At 72.8% G+C, this 20,577-nt stretch carries 21 protein-coding genes; 5 read left to right on the top strand and 16 right to left on the bottom strand.

From position 1 onward, the window contains the following. Positions 1-29 precede the first annotated feature (29 nt). Positions 30-272, bottom strand: a complete 243-nt coding sequence (locus ABT006_RS27310) for a DUF5522 domain-containing protein (RefSeq protein ID WP_350710949.1) — start codon at positions 270-272, stop codon at positions 30-32. A gap of 20 nt (positions 273-292) precedes the next feature. After that, complete coding sequence (locus tag ABT006_RS27305) at positions 293-1,282, bottom strand: asparaginase (RefSeq protein ID WP_350710947.1); 990 nt, start codon at positions 1,280-1,282, stop codon at positions 293-295. A 512-nt stretch (positions 1,283-1,794) separates the two neighbouring features. Between ABT006_RS27305 and ABT006_RS27300 the strand changes: the two genes are divergently transcribed. Continuing rightward, positions 1,795-2,109, top strand: a complete 315-nt coding sequence (locus ABT006_RS27300) for a TraR/DksA family transcriptional regulator (RefSeq protein ID WP_350710945.1) — start codon at positions 1,795-1,797, stop codon at positions 2,107-2,109. A gap of 104 nt (positions 2,110-2,213) precedes the next feature. On the opposite strand, the gene ABT006_RS27295 is transcribed toward ABT006_RS27300, so the two are convergent. From ABT006_RS27295 to ABT006_RS27270, 6 genes are all read right to left on the bottom strand, one after another. Then, on the bottom strand, positions 2,214-3,149 hold the full coding sequence (locus tag ABT006_RS27295) for a DUF2332 domain-containing protein (protein ID WP_350710944.1): 936 nt from the start codon (positions 3,147-3,149) through the stop codon (positions 2,214-2,216). A gap of 17 nt (positions 3,150-3,166) precedes the next feature. After that, the gene (locus ABT006_RS27290) at positions 3,167-4,747 is read right to left on the bottom strand and encodes a serine/threonine-protein kinase (RefSeq protein ID WP_350710942.1); all 1,581 of its coding nucleotides are present in this window, start codon (positions 4,745-4,747) and stop codon (positions 3,167-3,169) included. A 107-nt stretch (positions 4,748-4,854) separates the two neighbouring features. Next, positions 4,855-5,046 (bottom strand): hypothetical protein, encoded by a 192-nt coding sequence (locus tag ABT006_RS27285; protein WP_502891028.1) that lies wholly within the window; start codon positions 5,044-5,046, stop codon positions 4,855-4,857. Continuing rightward, positions 5,034-5,252 (bottom strand): hypothetical protein, encoded by a 219-nt coding sequence (locus tag ABT006_RS27280; protein ID WP_350710938.1) that lies wholly within the window; start codon positions 5,250-5,252, stop codon positions 5,034-5,036. Before ABT006_RS27280 ends, ABT006_RS27285 begins: the two co-directional genes overlap by 13 nt. After that, positions 5,249-5,425 carry a hypothetical protein gene (locus ABT006_RS27275; RefSeq protein ID WP_350710936.1) on the bottom strand — a complete coding sequence of 59 codons (177 nt, stop codon included), beginning with the start codon at positions 5,423-5,425 and terminating at the stop codon, positions 5,249-5,251. The genes ABT006_RS27280 and ABT006_RS27275 overlap by 4 nt, the downstream gene beginning before the upstream one ends. Next, a complete protein-coding gene (locus ABT006_RS27270) occupies positions 5,422-5,610 on the bottom strand; it encodes a hypothetical protein (protein WP_350710935.1) in 189 nt (62 codons plus the stop codon). The genes ABT006_RS27275 and ABT006_RS27270 overlap by 4 nt, the downstream gene beginning before the upstream one ends. A gap of 126 nt (positions 5,611-5,736) precedes the next feature. On the opposite strand from ABT006_RS27270, the gene ABT006_RS27265 reads away from it, so the two are divergent. Further along, on the top strand, positions 5,737-5,946 hold the full coding sequence (locus ABT006_RS27265; protein WP_350710933.1) for a helix-turn-helix transcriptional regulator: 210 nt from the start codon (positions 5,737-5,739) through the stop codon (positions 5,944-5,946). Between the two features lie 159 nt (positions 5,947-6,105). On the opposite strand, the gene ABT006_RS27260 is transcribed toward ABT006_RS27265, so the two are convergent. From ABT006_RS27260 to nrdR, 3 genes are all read right to left on the bottom strand, one after another. Further along, positions 6,106-6,612 (bottom strand): NUDIX hydrolase, encoded by a 507-nt coding sequence (locus tag ABT006_RS27260; RefSeq protein ID WP_350710931.1) that lies wholly within the window; start codon positions 6,610-6,612, stop codon positions 6,106-6,108. A gap of 115 nt (positions 6,613-6,727) precedes the next feature. Beyond that, positions 6,728-9,601, bottom strand: coding sequence for a vitamin B12-dependent ribonucleotide reductase (locus ABT006_RS27255; protein WP_350710929.1), 2,874 nt, complete (start codon positions 9,599-9,601; stop codon positions 6,728-6,730). 68 nt (positions 9,602-9,669) lie between these two features. Continuing rightward, on the bottom strand, positions 9,670-10,170 hold the full coding sequence (gene nrdR / locus ABT006_RS27250) for a transcriptional regulator NrdR (RefSeq protein WP_121395973.1): 501 nt from the start codon (positions 10,168-10,170) through the stop codon (positions 9,670-9,672). Between the two features lie 568 nt (positions 10,171-10,738). Between nrdR and lexA the strand changes: the two genes are divergently transcribed. Next, positions 10,739-11,521: a transcriptional repressor LexA gene (gene lexA / locus ABT006_RS27245; protein WP_350710927.1), complete on the top strand. Its 783-nt coding sequence runs from the start codon at positions 10,739-10,741 to the stop codon at positions 11,519-11,521. Positions 11,522-11,576: 55 nt separating this feature from the next. On the opposite strand, the gene ABT006_RS27240 is transcribed toward lexA, so the two are convergent. Continuing rightward, on the bottom strand, positions 11,577-13,307 hold the full coding sequence (locus tag ABT006_RS27240) for a hypothetical protein (protein ID WP_350710925.1): 1,731 nt from the start codon (positions 13,305-13,307) through the stop codon (positions 11,577-11,579). A 51-nt stretch (positions 13,308-13,358) separates the two neighbouring features. Next, positions 13,359-14,813, bottom strand: a complete 1,455-nt coding sequence (hflX, locus tag ABT006_RS27235; protein WP_350710923.1) for a GTPase HflX — start codon at positions 14,811-14,813, stop codon at positions 13,359-13,361. 174 nt (positions 14,814-14,987) lie between these two features. Between hflX and ABT006_RS27230 the strand changes: the two genes are divergently transcribed. After that, on the top strand, positions 14,988-16,454 hold the full coding sequence (locus ABT006_RS27230) for an NAD-dependent malic enzyme (RefSeq protein ID WP_350710922.1): 1,467 nt from the start codon (positions 14,988-14,990) through the stop codon (positions 16,452-16,454). A 78-nt stretch (positions 16,455-16,532) separates the two neighbouring features. On the opposite strand, the gene dapF is transcribed toward ABT006_RS27230, so the two are convergent. Genes dapF through ABT006_RS27215 form a run of 3 tightly spaced genes read right to left on the bottom strand, consistent with a single transcriptional unit; the run spans position 16,533 to position 19,106 of the window. Beyond that, positions 16,533-17,384 carry a diaminopimelate epimerase gene (gene dapF / locus ABT006_RS27225; protein WP_350710920.1) on the bottom strand — a complete coding sequence of 284 codons (852 nt, stop codon included), beginning with the start codon at positions 17,382-17,384 and terminating at the stop codon, positions 16,533-16,535. A gap of 7 nt (positions 17,385-17,391) precedes the next feature. Then, on the bottom strand, positions 17,392-18,351 hold the full coding sequence (gene miaA, locus ABT006_RS27220; RefSeq protein WP_502891029.1) for a tRNA (adenosine(37)-N6)-dimethylallyltransferase MiaA: 960 nt from the start codon (positions 18,349-18,351) through the stop codon (positions 17,392-17,394). Continuing rightward, entirely contained in the window at positions 18,336-19,106 is a 771-nt protein-coding gene (locus ABT006_RS27215) for a class III extradiol dioxygenase subunit B-like domain-containing protein (RefSeq protein ID WP_350710916.1), read from the bottom strand. The genes miaA and ABT006_RS27215 overlap by 16 nt, the downstream gene beginning before the upstream one ends. 150 nt (positions 19,107-19,256) lie before the next feature. Between ABT006_RS27215 and ABT006_RS27210 the strand changes: the two genes are divergently transcribed. Next, a complete protein-coding gene (locus ABT006_RS27210; protein ID WP_350710914.1) occupies positions 19,257-20,465 on the top strand; it encodes a DUF349 domain-containing protein in 1,209 nt (402 codons plus the stop codon). The last annotated feature ends 112 nt before the right edge of the window (positions 20,466-20,577 follow it).

The following is a 20,577-nucleotide window of genomic DNA, read 5'->3' as shown; positions in this document are numbered from 1 at the left end:
CGCGGTAGCCCTCGATCAGCCGTTCGCCGTCAGTCGTCGACGTACGGGCAGTGCCGGCAGCCGCGACCGCAGCAGGTGCCGCGCCGGGCCAGGAACCCCGCGCTCAGCACGAACAGGCCGGTGGCCGGGTCGAGGTAGCCGGCCTCACCGGCGGCCAGGGCGGCGGCGTGTGCGGCCAGGATCCGCTCCCGGTCCGGGTGCTCCGGCGACAGCCGGGAGAGGTGCGGCTCGGTCAGCGGCCGGTCCGCCAGCGGTCGTCGCTCTCCGGTCACCGGCGCAGTCTAGAGAGCGGTCAGCCGTGCCAAGCCAGGGCGGCGGCGATCTCCTCGCGGCCCGCGCCGGCCGCGAGCAGCAGCCGCAGCAGCACCTTCGCCTTGTACGGGTCGAGCAGCCCACCGTCCAGCAGGCCCCGGCGGCGCAGGTCCGTCTCGGAACCGACCGCCCCGTAGGTGTGCCGCAGCACCGAGCCGGCACCGGTGCGGGAGGTGAGCACCACCGGGATCCGTTCGGCCAGCGCGCCGAGCACCGGGGCCAGGACGGCCGGGACGTGCCCGACACCGAAGGCGGCGACGACGAGCCCGTGGTGGGTGTCGGCGACCCGGTCGAGCAGCCCGCCGTCGTCGTCGAGCGTCACGGTGTGCAGCGCGACCCGGGTGGCGTCGAGCCGCGCCGGGTCGACCGGCGGCAGCGGCTCCCGCCAGGGCGGGCGGGCCAGCACGCGTACGCGCCCCTCGATCACGTGCCCGACCGGGCCGGCGTTCGGCGAGGCGAACGTGCCGGTGCTGGTGCTGTGCGTCTTGCGTACCCAGCGGGCGGCGTGGATCTCGTCGGCGAACGCGACCAGCGCGCCCAGGTCGCGGGCGGCGGGGGCCGCCGCCACGCGGGCCGCCGCGAGCAGGTTCGCCGGGCCGTCCGGGCCGGCCAGGGTCGGGTTGCGCATCGCGCCGGTGAAGACCAGTGGCGCGGCGTGCGGCCAGACCAGGTCGGCCAGGAACGCCGACTCCTCCAGCGTGTCCGTGCCCTGGGTGACCACCACGCCGGTCGCCCCGTCGGCCACCGCCCGCGAGGCGGCGTCGACCACGTCGAGCAGTTGGCGGTACGTCAGGTGCGCGCTCGGCACCGCGTGGGTGTCGCGGACCTCCAGCGGCAGGCCCAGCTCGTCGAGGCCCGGCACGGCGGCGGTGAGGTCGGCGCCGGTCAGTCGGGTGACCACCCCGGCCCGGCCGGGGTCCACCCCGCCCATCGCGATCGTGCCGCCGAGGGTGAACAGGGCGATGGACACGCCGGGGCCTCCCGTCCGCCGCCCTGGAAGGCGACCCGCAAGACCGTACCCTCCGGGTCGGATAACCGGTGGCGCCGGTCTGCGGGCGGCCCGCCCGCGCTGGTGGTTCCGACGGCGACGGGGTCGCCCTGCTCCGCCACCAGCGCGTCCACGACCGACGAGCGGCCCGGTCGGGTGAGGCTGGTTTCCGGGCGGACGGAAGCACGTTGGTTTTCCGTTCCGCCCGGCCTATGGTGGCTCCATGTGTTCGTTCGGTCAGCAGAGGAGCACCGCCGTCGTGGTGACGGCGGCGTCCGCTGCTGCCCGTCGGCGTGCCCTGTCGGTGACCGTCGAGACCCGGGTGGTGCGATCCGCGGTCGCGCCGTCGCCTGCCGGCGCGGTGGCCTCCGGACTGCCGAGCCCCGTCCCCGCCGGACGTAGCCCTCCGTGAACCGCTTGCAACTCTGCGAACGGCCACCAGGGCGAAGCTTCTCAAGCTTCGGCCCTTTCTTTTTTTCAGAGGGAGCTACGCCATGACCACGCACACCCAGCCGGACCAGCAGTGGCTCGATGAGCTGCGGGCGACACTGACGACCGACTTCGAGGCGCAGACCGTCCGGCTCACGCAGCTGACGGCCGACACCGGCGACCCGGGCGAGGCGCACACCCAGAGCGCGATGATCGCCGCGACCCGGCAGAGCCTGGACCAGATCACCGGAGCGCTGCGGCGCATCGCCGACGGCCGCTACGGCATCTGCGAGAAGTGCGAGGCGCCGATCCCGCGGGAGCGCCTGGAGGTGCTGCCGCACGCCCGCTTCTGCGTGCCCTGCCAGCAGAAGCAGTACTGACTGAACCGGGTCGAGGGCTGCCTCGTACGGCGGAGGCAGCCCGCGACCCGTACGGACGCGATCTGGCCGTCGCGCCGCGACCGCGCCCGGTGTCGGACACCGGGTCAGCCCCACCAGGTCATCGCCTGGCCGTGCGTGCGGGTCCAGGCGAGGGGCACTCCGTCGAGCGACAGCACGTTGTGCAGCGCCTCGCCCGGTGGCTCCGGCAGCGCGTCGTGGGGCAGCACGCCCGGCGTCTCGTTCGCGATCCAGTGGCCGGGCAGTCCGCGTACCACCTCCGCGAACGCCGCCCGGCGCGGCGGCGGCACCTGGTAGAGCACGGAGGTGTGGAACACCACCAGCGTCGCGCCGCGCGGCGCCTGCGCGGCGAGTGCGGGCAGGTCGTCCACCAGGTCGCCGCGCGCGAGCAGCGGCGGATCGGTCGCGGCGACGGCCGCGGCGGCCCGCAGCCGGGCGCGGCGGTGCGAGTGCTCCGGCCAGATGAGGGCGTCGAGCCAGGCGACGTCCGCCGGGTCGGTGACCCGCAGCGGGTTCAGGTCCAGGCCGGCCCGCCACACCACCTCGGGTAGCCGGTCGGGCGGCGCGGTGCCGGTGAGCGCGCAGTCGAGGACCGGCTCGCCCGTGCCGATCAGGTGGTCGCCGTAGCGGTAGGCGTACCGGTCGGGGTAGAGGCAGAGACCGGCGGACGCGCCGACCTCCAGCAGCGCCAGCGGCTGCGGCAGCGCGGCGAGTACCGGCAGCAGTACGGCGCACCGCCCGGGCTCGTTCGTCTGGACGGCCCGGGTGCGCAGTTCCGCCTCGATCGCCGGCCAGTTCGCCAGCGTGAAGTCGTGGAACGCGGCCGGGTCGTCGACGGGCCCGCCGAGCAGCCGTACGACACCGAACAGCAGGTTCGGCTGCCGCTTGGCCGGCGGGAGCGTTCCGACCAGCGCGAGAAGTTCCTCGTCACGGGAGGCCGCGAGGGCGAGGCGCTCGTAGGTCGGCGACACGCCCCGCGCCTCACGGGTGCCGAACTCGACGTAGCTCTCAACGATCGTCATGTCCCGATGATCGCCAACTAGGTCACCGGCTCCCGCTTGACCCACTGATCCAGGGCCCGCGTGAATTCGATCACCGCAGCCTTGGCGGAGGGCGGCATCGACGTCCGGGACGCTTGGCGGTACTTCAGGCACACCGCGAGGTTGTTGACGCGAAAGTAGACACGCACGTCGCGGTCGTGCCAGCCGTGCTCGTCGAGGTCCCCCTTTTCAGAGATGTACGCCTCCTCGCCAATGCCGGGAAGCCGCTCGCCCTCGGTAGGACAGCCACCCAGGTTGGCGGGGAGTAGGGGGGCCTCCACGTCGAGCTGGGTGAGTTCCCCGTCGTCGGGATCTTGGCCGGGCTCCCATTTGCAGCTGTTCGTGGCCTGGTGTGCGGACCAGAGCTTGGCCTTGGGTATCAACGGCGCAATGACCTCGGGGTGGTCGGCCAGGTACAGGCACACGCTCGGTGGAGTCGCGAACCGCCTGCCCGACGGCGATGCGGACGAGGCTGCGGGCGCGGTGGCCGACGGGCTGCCGGACCGTTGGTCCCCGCCCCGGCCGGTCTCCCGATTCGGCGCCCCGTCCGGCGCGAGCGCGTAGCCGGTCGCCAGGGCGCCAGCCGTCAGGGCCATAGCGAAGATGATCGCGGCGATGCGCGTGGGCGCGACACGTCGGGCCCGCGGGCCGCTCCCCTCGGACAGCAGCGGCTCGGTCAGCCTTTTGGTCGCCCCTGCGGCCTGCTCCTTGGCTGGCATGGTGACGCGAACCGTCGGGTGGTCGCCGGCCGTGACGCCGGCGGCGACCTCCCGCAGACGCTCCGCGGCCACATCGGCGGACAGCCGTTCGTCCGGGCGACGCGCCATCAGGCCGAGCAGCGTCGGACTCAGCAGACCAGCACGTTCAGCCGGCCCGGGGTCGCGGCTCAACACGGCAGCGACCAGTTCCGCCGGATCGTCCGAATCGAACGCGGGCCGACCTTCGACGGCGAAGTACAGCGTCGCACCGAGCGACCACAGATCGGATGCCGGATCGGCACCCTGCCCGGTCAGCCGCTCGGGCGCCACGTAGCCCAGCGTGCCCATGACCGAGCCAGTCCCGGTGAGACCCCGGGTGGCGCCGATGACCGCGGCGATCCCGAAGTCCGTGAGTACGGCGCGCCCGTCCCGGCCCAACAGGACGTTCTGCGGCTTGACGTCGCGATGCAGGATGCCGGCAGCGTGAGCGACCCGCAGTGCCGCAAGCAGTCCCTCGCCGATCTCCGCGGTCCGCCGCGGACTCAGCGGCCCGTCCTCGCGCACCACCGAGTAGAGAGACGACCCCTCGACCACGCCCATCACGATCCACGGGTGGCCATCCTCGATCAGAACATCGTGAATGGTCACGATGCCGGGGTGATTCAACCGCCCGGCCGCCCGCGCCTCGGTTATCGCGCGCTCTCGGAGCGCCTCATGTTCGGATTCGCTCAGGCCCTCGGGTAGTCGTAGCTCCTTCACTGCCACGTCGCGGTCCAGCAGGGTGTCCACAGCTCGCCAAACCACCCCCATGCCCCCGCTGCCGATCGGCTTGGCCTGCAAGACATACCGGCCCCCGGCCAGGGTCCGCCGCTCCTCCGCCATGGTCGGAAGGATAGCCAGCGTCAGCCGCCGAGAAAGCCATCGAAGGATGTTGCTCCCGCAGCCCCGACTCGACACCTACCTGCTGCCCGATGATCGCGATCGACGCCTCACGTTGTCCGCTTCTGGTGACGCGGCTCCCTGCGCCGCGAGATCTCCTCCAGGTGCTGGCGCTGGTGCTGCCGCACCATCTCGTCCCAGACCTCCTGGTCGTAGTCCGGGTCGGGCGGGATCCACCTGTGGGAGCCGTCGCTGTAGTGGAAGCGCTCGTCGCCGCGCCGGATCACGCTCACCGCACCCATCCCAGGAACCGCCGGTGCAGCAGCCCGGCGGGCGCCCAGGTCAGGTCCTCGGCCGCCCAGACCAGGTAGGACCCCATATAGAGGGCCAACGACCCCGGCGCGCCCTCGAACTCGGCGTGCAGCTCCCTGCGCCGGGTCTGACACGGCCAGGGCGCGTCGCAACCGCCGCAGATCCACAACGGAAGGACCGGGCCATGGGTGGTCACCGCAGGCCGTCCAGGAAGCGCCGGGTGGCGACGCGAGCATGCCAGCGGGACGCCCATTCCGCCTGATAGCAGGGGTACGGCGGCAGCCGCGCCCACCGCCAACGGCACCCGGCGCACAGGCCGTCGACGGGCAGATGCACCGACAGGATCCGCCCGACCTGATCCTCCGTCACTGCTGCTCCTCTCCCGGCCAGTGACCTCGGCGTATTGGCGTGCGGTGGCGGGCCCGGCAGGGCAACTCCGACCCGCACCGGCAGACCCGACGCCACCGCCGCCAGGACCAGACCGGCCGGTGCCGACGAGCCAGAGTGAGCGCCACCGCCAGCAGGTAGTCGTCGTACGACACACGCTTGGGCATCTGACCTCCCGGCGATCTACCCGCCAGTCCCCCGGGCAGGCCCTCCTCCACCACACACCACTCACCGCCGGGTTGTCAATCTGTAAGTGGCGATCGTAAAGTACAAGTCACGCCTACCTTCAGGCCGTGAAGCGACCGCGCTTGTACGGGCCTGGCGAGTTGGCCGCCCTGTTCGGCGTGTCACGGCAGCGGGTTCTACAGATCACCCGCAGACCCGGCTTTCCTGAGCCTGTCGCCCGCCTGATCGGGACGACCATCTGGGACGCGGACGAGGTGGACGAGTGGGCCCGGCACAATCGCCCGCCCCGCCCGACCGAGGGTGACGAGGACCGCTGACGAGGCATCCCGATCACGGACCGGAGAGGTAGTGAGTCCCCCGCCCTACGGTCGCACCCGACGGGGCAGGAAGCCGCCACAGTTGCAGCGGGGTCGACTTCGGCAGGCCGGTTCGTTATTCGGCTTGCTGTCGATGCATTGTCGGCGCTGCCGCTGGTGTCAGTGGTGCCACGGAAGCTGAACCGGCTGTTGCGGGATGCGGCCGGCCAGGATGTCGGCCAGCAGTCGAGCGAGCCCGAACGGGTAGACGGTGTCGGTGGTCGAGGCCAGTTCGTCGAGGAGCCACCACCGGTGTCCGGCGTGGTATGTGCGTTCGAGTGTCTCCATGCGCGTGGTGTCGACGTCGTGCGTGTCGATGCGGTGGTAGAAGAAATCGTCGCGGAAAACGCCACTGGCCCAGCCGAGGTCCGCATAGCCGGCGCAGTAGGCGACCGGTTGACCGAGGTGATGAGGAGCGACCGCCAGGCCGATCTCCTCGTGGAGTTCGCGGGCCGCGGCGTGCGGTAACGGCTCGCCGTCGTTGACTCCGCCACCAGGGGTAGCCCAACCGTGGCCGCGGTCGGGGTCCGTGGAGTCGACCAGGAACCGTAGGAGCAAGATCCGGCTGGCGCTGTCGAGCAGCAGGACCCGCGCGGAGCGGCGCCGGTACGGCAATGGCTCTGACACGTAGCTGAGCGTACGAGATCCACCACGCGAGCCGAGGCAACGAGTGGCCCGGCCGGTGGCGGAAAAGGAATGAGCCCCGGGCGCGGGAACGCCCGGGGCTCATCGCGGTCGTACGTCAGCTGCAGCCGCTGGTGGAGCCGCAGCCCTCGCAGACGTAGCAGCTACCGGCGGGACGCATCTTCGTACCGCAGGTGAAGCAGAGCGGCGCGTCGGCGGCCTTGCCGATCACGGCCTCCAGCAGCTCCGTGCTGGAACCCACGGACGGCGCCGGCTTGGCGGCGGCGACGTCGGCGACCTCCTGCGCCGGCTGCGCGACCGGCCCGGTCTTGGGCTCGGTCGGCGCTACGACCGGGGCGGAGGCGGCCATCGCGGTGAGGTCCGCACCGTTCGCCTCCGCCTCCGCCTCGGCCGCGAGCTGGGCGGCCCGCTCCTTGGCGGTGAAGATGCCCAGCTCCGCGCGGCGCTCGTACGGCAGGAAGTCCAGCGCCAGGCGACGGAAGATGTAGTCCATCACCGAGGCGGCCATCCGCACGTCCGGGTCGTCGGTCATGCCGGCCGGCTCGAAGCGCATGTTGGTGAACTTGCTGACGTACGTCTCCAGCGGGACGCCGTACTGGAGACCGATGGAGATGGCCACCGAGAAGGCGTCCATCACGCCGGCCAGGGTCGAGCCCTGCTTCGACATCTTGAGGAAGACCTCGCCGAGGCCATCGTCCGGGTAGGACGACGCGGTGAGGTAGCCCTCGGCGCCGCCGACCGAGAAGGAGATCGTCTCCGACGGGCGCTTCTTCGGCAGCCGCTTGCGCACCGGGCGGTACTCGACGACCTTCTCGACGACCTTCTCCACCTCGGCGGGGGCGGCCTCGGTGGCCTTGTTGGACTTCGCCACCGAGAGCGGCTGGCCGACCTTGCAGTTGTCCCGGTAGATCGCCAGCGCCTTGAGGCCGAGCTTCCAGCCCTCGAAGTAGATCTTCTCGACGTCCTCGACGGTGGCTGCCTCCGGCATGTTGACCGTCTTGGAGATCGCGCCGGAGACGAACGGCTGGATGGCCGCCATCATCCGCACGTGACCCATCGGGGCGATGGAGCGCTCGCCCATCGCGCAGTCGAAGACCGGGTAGTGCTCCGGCTTGAGACCGGGGGCGTCCACCACGTGGCCGTGGTCGGCGATGTGCTCGACGATCGCCTCGACCTGCTCCTCGGGGTAGCCGAGGCTGCGCAGGGCGCGCGGCACGGTCTGGTTGACGATCTGCATCGAGCCGCCGCCGACCAGCTTCTTGAACTTGACCAGCGCCAGGTCCGGCTCCACGCCGGTCGTGTCGCAGTCCATCATGAAGCCGATGGTGCCGGTCGGCGCGAGGACGCTCGCCTGCGAGTTGCGCCAGCCGTTCTTGTCGCCGATCTTGTTGCCCTGGGTCCACTGCTTCGTGGCCTCCCGCTGGATCGCGGTGGCAACGGTGCCGGCCGGCTTGATCGCGTCGTTGGCGGCGGCGTGCTTGCGCATGACCCGCTTGTGCGGCTCGGCGTTGCGGGCGTAGCCGTCGTACGGGCCGACGACGCCGGCCAGCTCGGCGGAGCGGCGGTAGGCCGTGCCGGTCATCAGCGAGGTGATCGCCGCGGCGACCGAGCGGCCCTGCTCCGAGTCGTACGGCAGGCCCGACGCCATCAGCAGTGCGCCGAGGTTGGCGTAGCCGATGCCGAGCTGCCGGTAGGCGCGGGACGTCTCGCCGATCTTCTCGGTCGGGAAGTCGGCGAAGCAGATCGAGATGTCCATCGCGGTGATGACGAACTCGACGCTCTTGACGAACTTCTCCACCTCGAAGCCGCCGTCGGCGCGGAGGAACTTCATCAGGTTCAGCGAGGCCAGGTTGCACGAGGAGTTGTCCAGGTGCAGGTATTCCGAGCACGGGTTCGACGCGGTGATCCGCCCGGTCTCCGGGCAGGTGTGCCAGTCGTTGATCGTGTCGTCGTACTGGAGGCCGGGGTCGGCGCACTCCCAGGCGGCCTGGGAGATGGAGCGGAACAGGTTCTTGGCGTCGATGGTCTCGATCACCGCGCCGTCGAGCCGGCCGCGCAGGTCGAAGCCGCCGCCGTTCTCGACGGCGGTCATGAACTCGTCGGAGACGCGGACGGAGTTGTTGGCGTTCTGGTACTGCACGCTGACGATGTCGGCGCCGCCCAGGTCCATGTCGAACCCGGCGTCGCGCAGCGCGCGGATCTTGTCCTCCTCGCGCGCCTTGGTGACCACGAACTCCTGGATGTCCGGGTGGTCCACGTCGAGGATGACCATCTTCGCCGCACGCCGCGTGGCGCCGCCGGACTTGATGGTGCCGGCGGAGGCGTCCGCGCCGCGCATGAAGCTGACCGGGCCGGAGGCGTTGCCGCCGGAGGAGAGCAGCTCGCGGGAGGAGCGGATCCGGGACAGGTTGACGCCGGAGCCGGAGCCGCCCTTGAAGATCAGCCCCTCCTCCTTGTACCAGTCGAGGATGGAGTCCATCGAGTCGTCGACCGCCAGGATGAAGCAGGCGCTGACCTGCTGCGGCGAGGGCGTGCCGACGTTGAACCAGACCGGCGAGTTGAAGCTGAACACCTGGTGCAGCAGCATCCAGGTCAGCTCGTGGGCGAAGACCTCGGCGTCGGCCGGGCTGGCGAAGTAGCCGTACTCCTCACCGGCGGTGCGGTAGGTGGTGACCACCCGGTCGATCAGCTGCTTGAGCGACCACTCCCGCTCCGGGGTGCCCACCGCGCCCCGGAAGTACTTGGTGGTCACGATGTTCGCCGCGTTGACGCTCCACGACTCCGGGAACTCGACCCCGCGCTGCTCGAAGTTGACCGAGCCGTCGCGCCAGTTCGTCATCACGACGTCGCGGCGCTCCCAGGCGACCTCGTCGTAGGGGTGCACCCCCTCGGTCGTCCAGACCCGCTCGACCTTGAGCCCCGCGCCGGCCTTGCTCCGTGCCCTGCTCGTCGTCACACCATCCCCCGACATCTCATCCGCCCCCTCGTCCGCGCGGCCACCTCGCCCCGCGATCCGACTGTCATCAACTGCGAAAAACTTCAACTGGTACGGCCGGCGGCCTCGGCCGCGTCGGCCCCGGCGCCCTCCCGGGCGCGTGCGGCGGCCCGCAGCGTCTCGATCTCCCGCTCGAAGTCGGCGAGCGAGTCGAACGACCGGTAGACGCTGGCGAACCGCATGTAGGCGACCTCGTCCAGGTCCCGCAGCGGGCCCAGGATGGCCAGCCCCACCTCGTGGCTGGGGATCTCGGCGGCCCCCTTGGCCCGGACGGTCTCCTCGACCTTCTGCGCGAGCAGCGCGATCGAGTCGTCGTCCACCGGCCGGCCCTGGCACGCCTTGCGCACCCCGCCGATGATCTTCGTACGGCTGAACGGCTCGGTGACCCCGCTGCGCTTGACGACCGCGAGGACCGCCTCCTCCACCGTGGTGAACCGCTTCCCGCACTCCGGGCAGGACCGCCGCCGGCGGATCAACTGGCCGTCGTCGGCCTCCCGCGAGTCGACCACCCGGGAGTCCGCGTGCCGGCAGTACGGACACCGCATCGGCCCGACCTCCTTCATCGACTGCGGGCACGCCGACCGCTCTCCGGGCACGCGTCAGCGCGGCGGAGCCATCTGTCGATGGTCTTCGCCGTGTCGACGGTACGGGAGTGCGGTCGGTAGTCGAACCCAACCTGTAGGCGACTTACGCCCGTGTGACTACTACATCTAGGGGTCGACCGTATGCCGCCGACGATCCCCGGTCAAGTTGAGCGGCGTGTCCGGCGCGTCACCGCCATCCGGAGTCGACCCGGCCGGCGCCGCCCCACCGCAGAACCAACCGTCCGGCACCTCCCGGGGTTATTCGTCCGGTCGCGGCGAAACCGCCGCCGATCGGGCAGGCGTCGAACACCCGTTCGACCCGACGTACCATTTACCAGAACGTGAGTACGAGCAGGGCCGCTTTTCGCCCCGACACGCCGAGGTGATGTCGTACAGACGTTTGAAAATGACCGATCTCACCTATACGGTCATGAACAACCGGGCGCGGATCTTCCGCCACCGGTCACCACGCACCGCCGCACGCACCACGAGCCGCCAAGGCACCCAGCGCCGACCAGGGAGGACGGACGTGACCGAGGACCGGGCCAGCCGGCCGAAGAGCCCGCAGCAGATCACCGAGGCGGGCCCGCCGGCCACCCGACGCCGGGGCGCCGCGCGCAGCCGGGCCGGGCAGCCCGCCGTGCGCCCGGTCACCCCGGTGGTGAGCGCCTTCCCCGACCCGGCGACGGTGGATCTCACCGCCCGGCAGCGGCGGATCCTGGAGTTCATCCGCACCTGGGTGGACCGGCACGGCTATCCGCCGAGCGTGCGCGAGATCGGCGAGGCGGTCGGCCTGGTGTCGCCGTCCAGCGTCGCCTACCAGCTCAAGGAGCTGGAGAAGAAGGGCTTCCTGCGCCGCGACCCCAACCGGCCGCGTGCCGTGGACGTCCGGGCCCCCAACGACGTCGACGACGAGCTGACCCGCTCGCAGCGCCCCGCCCCGGCGTACGTGCCGATGCTGGGCCGGATCGCGGCCGGCGGCCCGATCCTGGCCGAGCAGGCCGTGGAGGACATCTTCCCCCTTCCCCGCGAGCTGGTGGGTGAGGGCGAGGTCTTCATGCTCCAGGTCAAGGGCGACTCGATGCTCGACGCGGCGATCTGCGACGGCGACTGGGTCGTGGTCCGGCAGCAGCCGACCGCCGAGTCCGGCGACATCGTCGCCGCGATGCTCGACGGCGAGGCGACGGTCAAGACCTACCGCCGCCGTGACGGGCACGTCTGGCTGATGCCGCAAAACCCGGCCTTCGACCCGATCCCCGGCGACGACGCGACCATCATGGGCCGGGTCGTCGCGGTGCTGCGCCGCATCTGACCCCGTGGCGCCTCCGGAGCGGTCGCCGACGGCGGCCCCCGGAGGCCCGGGGACGTCAGTAGCGGTCGCCCCGGTAGCCTCGGCCGCCACCCGGCGCGTGGCCGTTGGGGCCGCCGCGGCCGTCGTCGTAGCCCTGGTCGCGCCGGCGGGCCGGCCGCTGACCGCGAGGATCCTGCTCGCCGCCGCGACGGGGCGGCTCCGCCCGGCCCCCGCCGCCGTAGACGCCGGGGCCCGGTTGACCCCCGCCGCCGTAGACGCCACCACCGGGACGGCCGCCGCCACCCTGCCGGCCACCGCCGCCACCGCCTGCGGGACCACCGGCGCCCGGCGGCCGGCCGCCACCGTAGGCGCCACCACCGCCACCGGCCGGGCGACCGCCACCACCGCCGGCCGGGCGACCGCCACCGTAGACCGGGCCGCCGGCCTGGCGGCCACCGCCGTAGACCCCGCCGCCGGCCGGCGCGGCCCCGCCGCGACCACCGCCGGCCGGGACCGCCCCGCCCCGCCCGCCACCGGGCGCACCGCCGTAGACGCCACCGGAGGGCGCGCCACCGTAGACGCCGCCCCGCGCCCGGTCGCCCGGCGGCAGGAAGTCGTCGTCCGCCGGGCCCCGCGGGTCGTCGGCGAGGTCGTCGCGGTCCGGCTCGTCGGCGTCCCGGTGCGGGGCGGCCGGCCTGCGCCGGGCCCGCAGGATGCCGAAGACGCCGGCGGCCACCATCAGCGCGCCGATCACGCCGACCGCAGCGATGATGTACGTGATGTCGCTCAGGCTCAGGCCGTCGAGCCACGACTGCCCGGCCGCCTTCTTCGGCCCGTCGCCCTCGCCGGCGATCGGCTTCGCGCCCTCGGCGGACGGGGTGTAGCTGAGGATCTCCACCGGCTCGGCCTCGTCGAGCTGGCCGCCGTCGGAGACGGTGAGGAAGGTCTTGCCGTCCGGGGTGTAGGCGATCGCCTCACCGAACGGGTCGGCCAGCGCCGTCACCCGGGGTTTGGTGGAGGTCAGGGCCGCCACGATGTCGCCGCCGGTCACGTCGTACTCGAAGGCGTCGGCGTAGGTGCGCACCACCACCCGGGACCCGTCGGGGGAACGGGCGGCTCCGGTGATCGCCACGCGGCCCGGAGCGCCGAGCCGGTTGTCCGTGTCCGTCCTCGGCAGGGCGATCTCGCCGACCTTCTTCATCGGCACCGCCTCGGTGTCCCCGCTCTTCATCTTCGCGGCGGGGGTGAAGATCTGCGCCTTGCCCGACATCACCTTGGTGATGATCAGCGGGTTGCCGTCGTCGCCGATGAGCAACGCCTCGGCGTCGTGCGGCTTGCCCTCCGGGTAGGAGAGCCGGTGCAGCACCGGCCGCTTGGACCCGCTGACCGGCATGCTCCACAGCGCCACCCGCTCGCGGCGCTCGCGGCTGGTGACGTTGTCACCGGTGTCGGCGATCCACAGCGTCTGGCCGTTCGGCGAGAGCGCCAGGTCCTCCGTGTCGAACGGCCCCTGCCCCGAATAGCGGACCGGCTCCTTCGAGATCTCGCACTTGGCGTCGAGGAAGAAGACCCGCTTGCGGCTCTCCACCTCGGTGCCGTCGTTGATCACGATGTAGCCGCTCTTGGTGGCCACCAGACCGGACAGCTCACGCAGCCGCTCGTCGGTCACCGTGCACCGCTTCTTGCCGGCGGCGGCCGTGAGCGGGGACGAGGCCGAGGCGGGCGCCGCCAGGGCGACCCCCGCACACGCCACGGTCGCCCCCAGCAAGCCGAGGGCGACCGTGACCGAAGAAACAGTGCGGCGCATTGAATCAGTGTCGCATGCCGCAGGTTTCCGCCGGGTGACGCCGGAACGCCGTTACCGTGCGGACGCGACCGCCTGGCTCTCCGCCGCCGCCCGGAACGGGGCCAGCTCGGCGGCGAGCGCGTCGCCCACCCGGACGTGCACCAGCGTCCCCTCGGGCAGGTGGGAGGTGCTCAGCACCTCACCCTGCCGGTGCACCCGCGCCACCAGGTCGCCCCGGTCGTACGGGAGCACCGCGCGGACCTCCACCGCCGGGCGGGGCAGCCGCTCCTCGACAGCCTCGCGCAGCCCGTCGAGCCCGCGCCCGGTGTGCGCGGAGACGAAGACCGCCTCCGGCCAGAGCCGCTTGAGCCGCAGCAGCGTCTCCTCGTCGGCCGCGTCGGTCTTGTTGACCACCAGCAGCTCGGGCAGCCGGTCGGCGCCCACCTCGGCGAGCACCTCACGGACCGCGCGGACCTGCTCCTCCGGATCCGGGTGGGTGCCGTCGACGACGTGCACCACCAGGTCGGCCTCGGCCACCTCCTCCAGCGTCGAGCGGAACGCCTCGACGATCTGGTGCGGCAGGTGCCGGACGAAGCCGACGGTGTCGGAGAGGGTGTAGAGCCGCCCGTCGGAGGTGGTGGCCTTGCGGGTGGTCGGGTCGAGGGTGGCGAAGAGCGCGTTCTCGACCAGCACACCCGCGCCGGTCAACCGGTTGAGCAGGCTGGACTTGCCGGCGTTGGTGTAGCCGGCGATGGCGACGGCGGGGACGGCGTTGCGGGACCGCCGGGCGCGCTTGGTCTGGCGTACCGTCCGCATGCCCTTGATCTCCCGGCGCAGCCGGGCGATGCGGTGGCGGATCCGACGCCGGTCGGTCTCCAGCTTGGTCTCACCGGGACCACGCAGGCCCACGCCGCCGCCGGCGCCCCCGCCGCGACCGCTACCACCGGTCTGCCGGGAGAGCGTCTCACCCCAACCGCGCAGGCGGGGCAGCAGGTATTCGAGCTGGGCCAGCTCGACCTGCGCCTTGCCCTCCTTGCTCTTGGCGTGCTGGGCGAAGATGTCGAGGATCAGCGCGGTGCGGTCCACCACCTTGACCTTGATGCGCTGCTCCAGGTTGCGGAGCTGGGACGGCGACAGCTCGCCGTCGCAGATCACCGTGTCGGCGCCGCTGGAGAGCACGACCGAGCCGAGGTCGTCGACCTTTCCCCGGCCGATGTAGGTGGCCGGGTCGGGGCGGTTGCGCCGCTGGATCAGCCCTTCGAGCACCTGCGAGCCGGCGGTCTCCGCCAGCGCGGCCAGCTCGGTGAGGCTGTTCTCGGCGTCGCTCTGGGTGCCCTCGGTCCAGACGCCCACCAGGACCACGCGCTCCAGGCGCAGCTGGCGGTATTCGACCTCGGTGATGTCGGCGAGCTCGGTGGAGAGGCCAGGGACCCGCCGCAGCGCCTGCCGCTCGGACAGCTCGAACTCGCCGGTGGTGGCATCGAGCTCGTCGTCGGTGTAGGGGAGGTAGGTCTCCTGGTTGGTCAAGCCGGTCTCCTGTCCGTTCTGTCACGTACCGAGCAATCCTGACATGTGTCAACGCCGGACGCACCCGCTATATGCCCGCGTGAAATGCCACAAAAGCGGGGGCGGCCGGTGGGCCGGCCCGGGTGGGCGAGTAGAAATGCGGTGCGAGCCGCTCAGCGTCGACGGAGGGATCCTGTGTCAATCACCCGACTTCCGAGTGCCGGATTCTCGATCACCATCCGGATCGCCGTGCCTGCGGACGCGTCCTCCATCGGCCGGCTGACCACCTCCGTCGGCGAGGCCGGCGCGATCGTCACCGCGCTCGACGTGGTCGACTCCGACCCGACCCACGTGATCGTCGACCTGACCTGCGACACCGCCGACGCCGCCCACGCCGACCAGGTGGTCGACGCGCTGACCGCGCTCGACGGCGTGGACGTGCGCAAGGTCTCCGACCGGACGTTCCTGCTGCACCTCGGCGGCAAGATCGAGGTCAGCTCGAAGGTGGCGCTGCGCACCCGCGACGAGCTGTCCCGCGCGTACACCCCGGGGGTGGCGCGGGTCTGCCAGGCGATCGCGGAGAACCCGGCCGACGCCCGGCGGCTCACCATCAAGCGCAACACCGTGGCCGTGGTCAGCGACGGCTCGGCCGTGCTGGGCCTGGGCAACCTCGGGCCGGCGGCGTCCCTGCCGGTGATGGAGGGCAAGGCGGCGCTGTTCAAGCGCTTCGGCGGGGTGGACGCCTGGCCGGTGGTCCTGGACACCCAGGACACCGACGAGATCGTGCAGATCGTCAAGGCCATCGCGCCCGCGTACGGCGGGATCAACCTGGAGGACATCGCCGCGCCGCGCTGCTTCGAGATCGAGGCCCGGCTGCGCGAGGCGCTGGACATCCCGGTCTTCCACGACGACCAGCACGGCACCGCGATCTGCGTGCTGGCCGCGCTGACCAACGCGCTGCGCGTCGTGGGCAAGCAGCTCGCGGACGTCCGGGTCGTGGTCTCCGGCGCCGGGGCGGCCGGCACCGCGATCATGAAGCTGCTGCTGCGTCAGGGCGTGGGCGACATCATCGCGTACGACCGGCAGGGCGCCCTGCACCGCGGCCTGACCGGGCTCAACCCGGCCTGGCAGTGGCTGGCCGACCACACCAACAAGGACAACTACGCCGGTGACCTGCCCGGGGCGGTACGCGACGCGGACGTCTTCATCGGCGTCAGCGCGCCGAACCTGCTCACCGGCGACGACATCGCCATGATGGCCAAGGACGCCATCGTCTTCGCGCTGGCGAACCCCGACCCGGAGGTCGACCCGCGTGAGGCGCGCAAGCACGCCGCCGTGGTCGCCACCGGTCGTTCCGACCAGCCGAACCAGATCAACAACGTGCTCGCCTTCCCGGGTGTCTTCCGCGGCATGCTGGACGCGCACGCCGAGGAGTTCACCGAGGAGATGGCGATCGCCGCCGCCCGGGCCATCGCGGACGTGGTCGGCGAGGACAAGATCAACCCGACGGTGATCGTACCCAGCGTCTTCGACTCGCGGGTGGCCCCGGCGGTCGCCGCGGCGGTGCGCGCCGCCGCCCAGAACCCGCCCCCGCCCCCGGCCGCGGACCCCGGCCCGGCCGACCTCCCCGAGATCGCCGCCGAAGCCAGCGCCACCCCCTGACGCCCCGCCCCGCCCCGCCCCGCCCCGCCCCGGCGATCTTGCACCGGCGTGGGGCGGGAGGGCAGGGGGAGGCCGGGGTCAGGCAGGCGTGGTCAGGGCGGCGGGGTCGACCTCGCCGCCCGCGACCAGGACGGCGGGGCCGGCCAGCCAGCAGGAGTCCTCGGTGACCGTGACCGTGAGGCGGCCGCCGGGGACGTCCACGGCGATCACCCCGGTGTCCCGGCCGGCGTCGCGCAGGGCCACGGCGGCCACCGCGCACGCGCCCGTGCCGCAGGAGAGCGTCTCGGCGGAGCCGCGCTCGTACACCCGCATCAGCACGTGCCCGTCGGCGCCGTCGACCGCCTCGCCGGGCGCGGTGAACTCGACGTTCACTCCGGCCGGGAAGGCAGCCGGGTCGAACTCCGGCGCGCGGGTGAGGTCGAGGCCGGTCAGGTCCAGCCCGGTCGGGAGCGCGCAGACCAGATGCGGGTTGCCGACGTCCACCGCCGCACCCGGCAGGGTCAAGCCGCCCAGGGTGGCGGTCGAGGCGTCGTACACCCGGGGGCGGCGCATCTCGACGGCGACGGCGTCCCCCTCGACGCGCGCGCGCACGAGGCCGGCCCGGGTGGCCACCGGCAGCGCCGCGCCGACCGGCGTGGCCAGCCCGGACGCCAGCAGGTAGCGGACGAAGACGCGAGCGCCGTTGCCGCACATCTCGGCGAACGAGCCGTCGGAGTTCCAGTAGTCCATGAACCACTCGGCCTCGCCGGCCAGGGCGACGCCCTCGGGGTGTTTCGCCGCCCGCACCACCCGCAGCACGCCGTCGCCGCCGAGGCCGCGCCGCCGGTCACAGATCGCGGCGACCAGCCCGGGCGTCAGGTCGAGCGCCCCGTCCGGGTCGGGCAGGATGACGAAGTCGTTGCCGGTGCCGTGGCCCTTGGTGAACTCCACGCCCCCATCATCGCGCAGCGGTCGGCAGCAGGCGCAGGGCGGCCGGGATCAGGTCCGGCGCGGCCGAGTCCAGCCAGTGGATCCGCTGGTCACGGCGGAACCAGGAGCGCTGCCGGCGGACGAACCGCCGGGTGGCCCGGACGGTCTCGTCGTGCGCCTCGCCCTCGGTGATCTCCCCGGCCAGGAAGCGCAGCACCTGCTGGTACCCGAGCGCCCGACTGGCCGTCCGCCCCTGCGGCAGGCCGTGGCCGACCAGCTCGCGGGTCTCGGCGACCAGGCCGTCGGCCCACATCCGGTCCACCCGCAGCGCGATCCGCTCGTCCAGCAGCGCCGTGTCCAGGTCCACCCCGAGCTGCACGGACGGGTAGTAGGGCGTCGGGCCGGGCAGCGACGCGGTGAACGGCGCCCCGGTCAGCTCGATGACCTCCAGCGCCCGGACGATCCGCCGGCCGTTGGTGGGCAGGATCCCCGCCGCGGCGGCCGGGTCGGCCTCCCGCAGCCGGGCGTACAGCGGGGCCGGGCCGGTCTCGGCCAGCTCCCGTTCGAGCCGCTCGCGGGCCGCCGGGTCGGTGCCGGGGAACTCGAACCGCTCCAGCACCGCCCGCACGTAGAGGCCGGAGCCGCCGACCAGCAGCGGCACCCGGCCCCGGGCCAGGATGTCGTCGACCGCCGCGCGGGCCAGCCGCTGGTATTCCGCCACGCTCGCCGGCTCGGTGACGTTCCAGATGTCCAGCAGGTGGTGCGGCACCCCCTCGCGCTCGGCCGGGGTGAGCTTCGCGGTGCCGATGTCCATGCCCCGGTAGAGCTGCATCGAGTCGGCGTTGACCACCTCGCCGTCGAGGGCGTGCGCGAGCGCGATGCTCAGTGCGGACTTCCCGGCCGCCGTCGGCCCGACCACCGCGACCACCGTCCCGACCGGCGGGTGGCCGCCGCCGGCGTCGGCCGGCCCGGTCACGCCGGCTCCCAGGTGGCCACGAAGTAGGCCACGCCGTAGGGCGCGGCGTCGTAGGTCAGGTCACCGTGCCAGCGTCCGCCCGCCGCGCCCGCCGCGCCGGCGAGCACCTGCCAGGCCGCCCGACCGGCGACCTTCAGCTCGGCCGACAGCACCGGGTCCAGGCCGTGCAGGGCGGCGGCGTCCGCGTCGGCCAGGGCCCGGGCGACCCCCTCGTCGTACGCCTGCGCGCGCGGGTCGTCGTAGCCGGGCGCCTTCTCGCCCCGGCAGGCGGACCCGTCCCCCGTCACCAGCAGCGCGACCCGGCCCTCGGCGCGGTGTACCAGCTCCGCCCCGAGCGCGGCGCACTCGCCCGGGGTGGCGTCGGCGGCGACCGACGAGGCGAACCGGGGCAGCTCGGTCCCCGCCCTGCCGAGCAGCCACGCGCCGACGGTCAGGCTCAGCGGCAGCCGCTCCCCGCCGCCGCAGTTGGTCTTCCACAGCCGGACGTGGCGGTCGACACCGTAGGCGCGCAGGGAGCCGTAGTCGGCGGCCCGGAAGCGGACGGTCTCCGGCCCGGCGCCGACCAGCACGATCTGGTCGGGCGAGGCGGCGAGCAGCCGGCCGACGGCCGCGTCGCAGGCCGTGCGGAGTTCGTCCAGCTCAGCGGCGGCGGCACCGGCCACCTCGGGCACGAGCAGGGGCGGATGCGGGCAGACGGCGGCGGCGACCAGGGGCACCCGTTCACCGTAGCGGGACCCCCCGGTGCGTCCCCGCGCCGATCCGGTCATTCGGGGGCTAGGACACCGTATGGTCACGGTCGGCGATAGGCGCTCGACGCGGACGGGGTCGGACCTGTGACAATGCCGGGAGTAACTTTGCTGCGCCGTGGCGGCGATCGTGGGACCGGTCCCCGACGCCGGGAGAACGAGGATGGGCACATGAGCGACTGGACGGCCTTCGGACGGGTGGACGCGGACGGCACCGTGTACGTCAAGACCGCCGACGGCGAGCGGGTGGTCGGATCCTGGCAGGCGGGAGCGCCCGAGGAGGGGCTTGCCCACTTCGCCCGCCGCTTCGACGACCTGGTGACCGAGGTCAACCTGACGGAGGCGCGGCTCAACTCGGGTGCGGCGGACGCCGGCCACTCGCTGACGACGATCCGCCGGATCCGCGCCTCGCTCGCCGAGGCGCACGTCGTCGGCGACATCGACGCGTTGGCCGCACGGCTGGACCGACTCGCCGCCGTCGCCGAGGAGAAGGCCGGCGAGGCCAAGGCCGCCCGGGACGCCGCCCGGGGCGAGGCACTCGCCCGCAAGCAGGCGCTGGTGGAGGAGGCGGAGAAGCTGGCCGCCGAGTCGACCGGCTGGAAGACCGCCGGCGACCGGCTCAAGGAGATCCTCGAGGAGTGGAAGACCATCCGCGGGGTCGACAAGAAGACCGACGGTGAGCTGTGGAAGCGGTTCGCCGCGGCCCGGGACGGCTTCACCCGCCGCCGGGGCGCCCACTTCGCCTCACTGGACTCGCAGCGCAAGCAGGCGCAGTCGGTCAAGGAGGAGCTGGTCGCCGAGGCCGAGAAGCTGAAGGACTCCACGGACTGGGCGGCGACCGCCAACCAGCTCAAGGACCTGATGAACCAGTGGAAGGCCGCCCCGCGCGCCTCCAAGGAGGCGGAGCAGAAGCTCTGGGAGAGGTTCCGGGCCGCGCAGGACGAGTTCTTCACCCGGCGCAGCGAGGTCTTCTCGGCCCGCGACAACGAGCAGCGGGCCAACCTGGAGCGCAAGCAGGCGCTGCTCGCCGAGGCCGAGGCGCTGGACGTCGACGGCGACCCGAAGGGCGCGCAGGCCAAGCTGCGGGAGATCCAGGCGCAGTGGCACGAGGCCGGCCGGGTGCCCCGCGAGGCGGCGGCCGGGCTGGAGCGCCGGCTGCGGACGGTCGACGACAAGGTCCGCGAGGTGATGGACTCCGCGTGGCGACGCACCACCAAGGAGGACAACCCGCTGCTGGCCCAGATGCGGACGCAGGTCGCCGAGGCCGAGGAGCGGCTGGCCCGGGCCCAGGCGGCCGGCGACGCCCGGCGGATCAAGGAGGCCGAGCAGGCGCTCGCCTCGAAGCGGCAGTTCCTCCAGCTCGCCGAGCAGGCCGGCTGAGCTGAGCCACGCGAAAGCCCCCGGTCCGCGCGGACCGGGGGGGGTGGGGGGTGGGGGGCGCCCCCGGAGGGGAGAGCACACCGGTGAACACCCGTCACCACACGCTTTATGT

Origin of the sequence: Micromonospora sp. NPDC002717, assembly GCF_040295705.1 — a bacterium.
Classification (GTDB): Bacteria; Actinomycetota; Actinomycetes; order Mycobacteriales; family Micromonosporaceae; genus Micromonospora.
Note: the sequence above shows the minus strand (reverse complement) of the source record. Positions and strands in the feature narration are given on the sequence as shown.

What these genes read in the sequence shown, in the direction of transcription:
- ABT006_RS27295 (WP_350710944.1), bottom strand. Translation starts at nt 3,149, where the DNA reads ATGACGATCGTTGAGAGCTACGTCGAGTTCGGCACCCGTGAGGCGCGG.
- ABT006_RS27210 (WP_350710914.1), top strand. Translation starts at nt 19,257, where the DNA reads ATGAGCGACTGGACGGCCTTCGGACGGGTGGACGCGGACGGCACCGTG.
- ABT006_RS27255 (WP_350710929.1), bottom strand. Translation starts at nt 9,601, where the DNA reads ATGTCGGGGGATGGTGTGACGACGAGCAGGGCACGGAGCAAGGCCGGC.
- ABT006_RS27270 (WP_350710935.1), bottom strand. Translation starts at nt 5,610, where the DNA reads ATGCCCAAGCGTGTGTCGTACGACGACTACCTGCTGGCGGTGGCGCTC.
- ABT006_RS27215 (WP_350710916.1), bottom strand. Translation starts at nt 19,106, where the DNA reads ATGACCGGATCGGCGCGGGGACGCACCGGGGGGTCCCGCTACGGTGAA.
- nrdR (WP_121395973.1), bottom strand. Translation starts at nt 10,170, where the DNA reads ATGCGGTGTCCGTACTGCCGGCACGCGGACTCCCGGGTGGTCGACTCG.
- ABT006_RS27285 (WP_502891028.1), bottom strand. Translation starts at nt 5,046, where the DNA reads ATGGGTGCGGTGAGCGTGATCCGGCGCGGCGACGAGCGCTTCCACTAC.
- ABT006_RS27290 (WP_350710942.1), bottom strand. Translation starts at nt 4,747, where the DNA reads ATGGCGGAGGAGCGGCGGACCCTGGCCGGGGGCCGGTATGTCTTGCAG.
- ABT006_RS27240 (WP_350710925.1), bottom strand. Translation starts at nt 13,307, where the DNA reads ATGCGCCGCACTGTTTCTTCGGTCACGGTCGCCCTCGGCTTGCTGGGG.
- ABT006_RS27300 (WP_350710945.1), top strand. Translation starts at nt 1,795, where the DNA reads ATGACCACGCACACCCAGCCGGACCAGCAGTGGCTCGATGAGCTGCGG.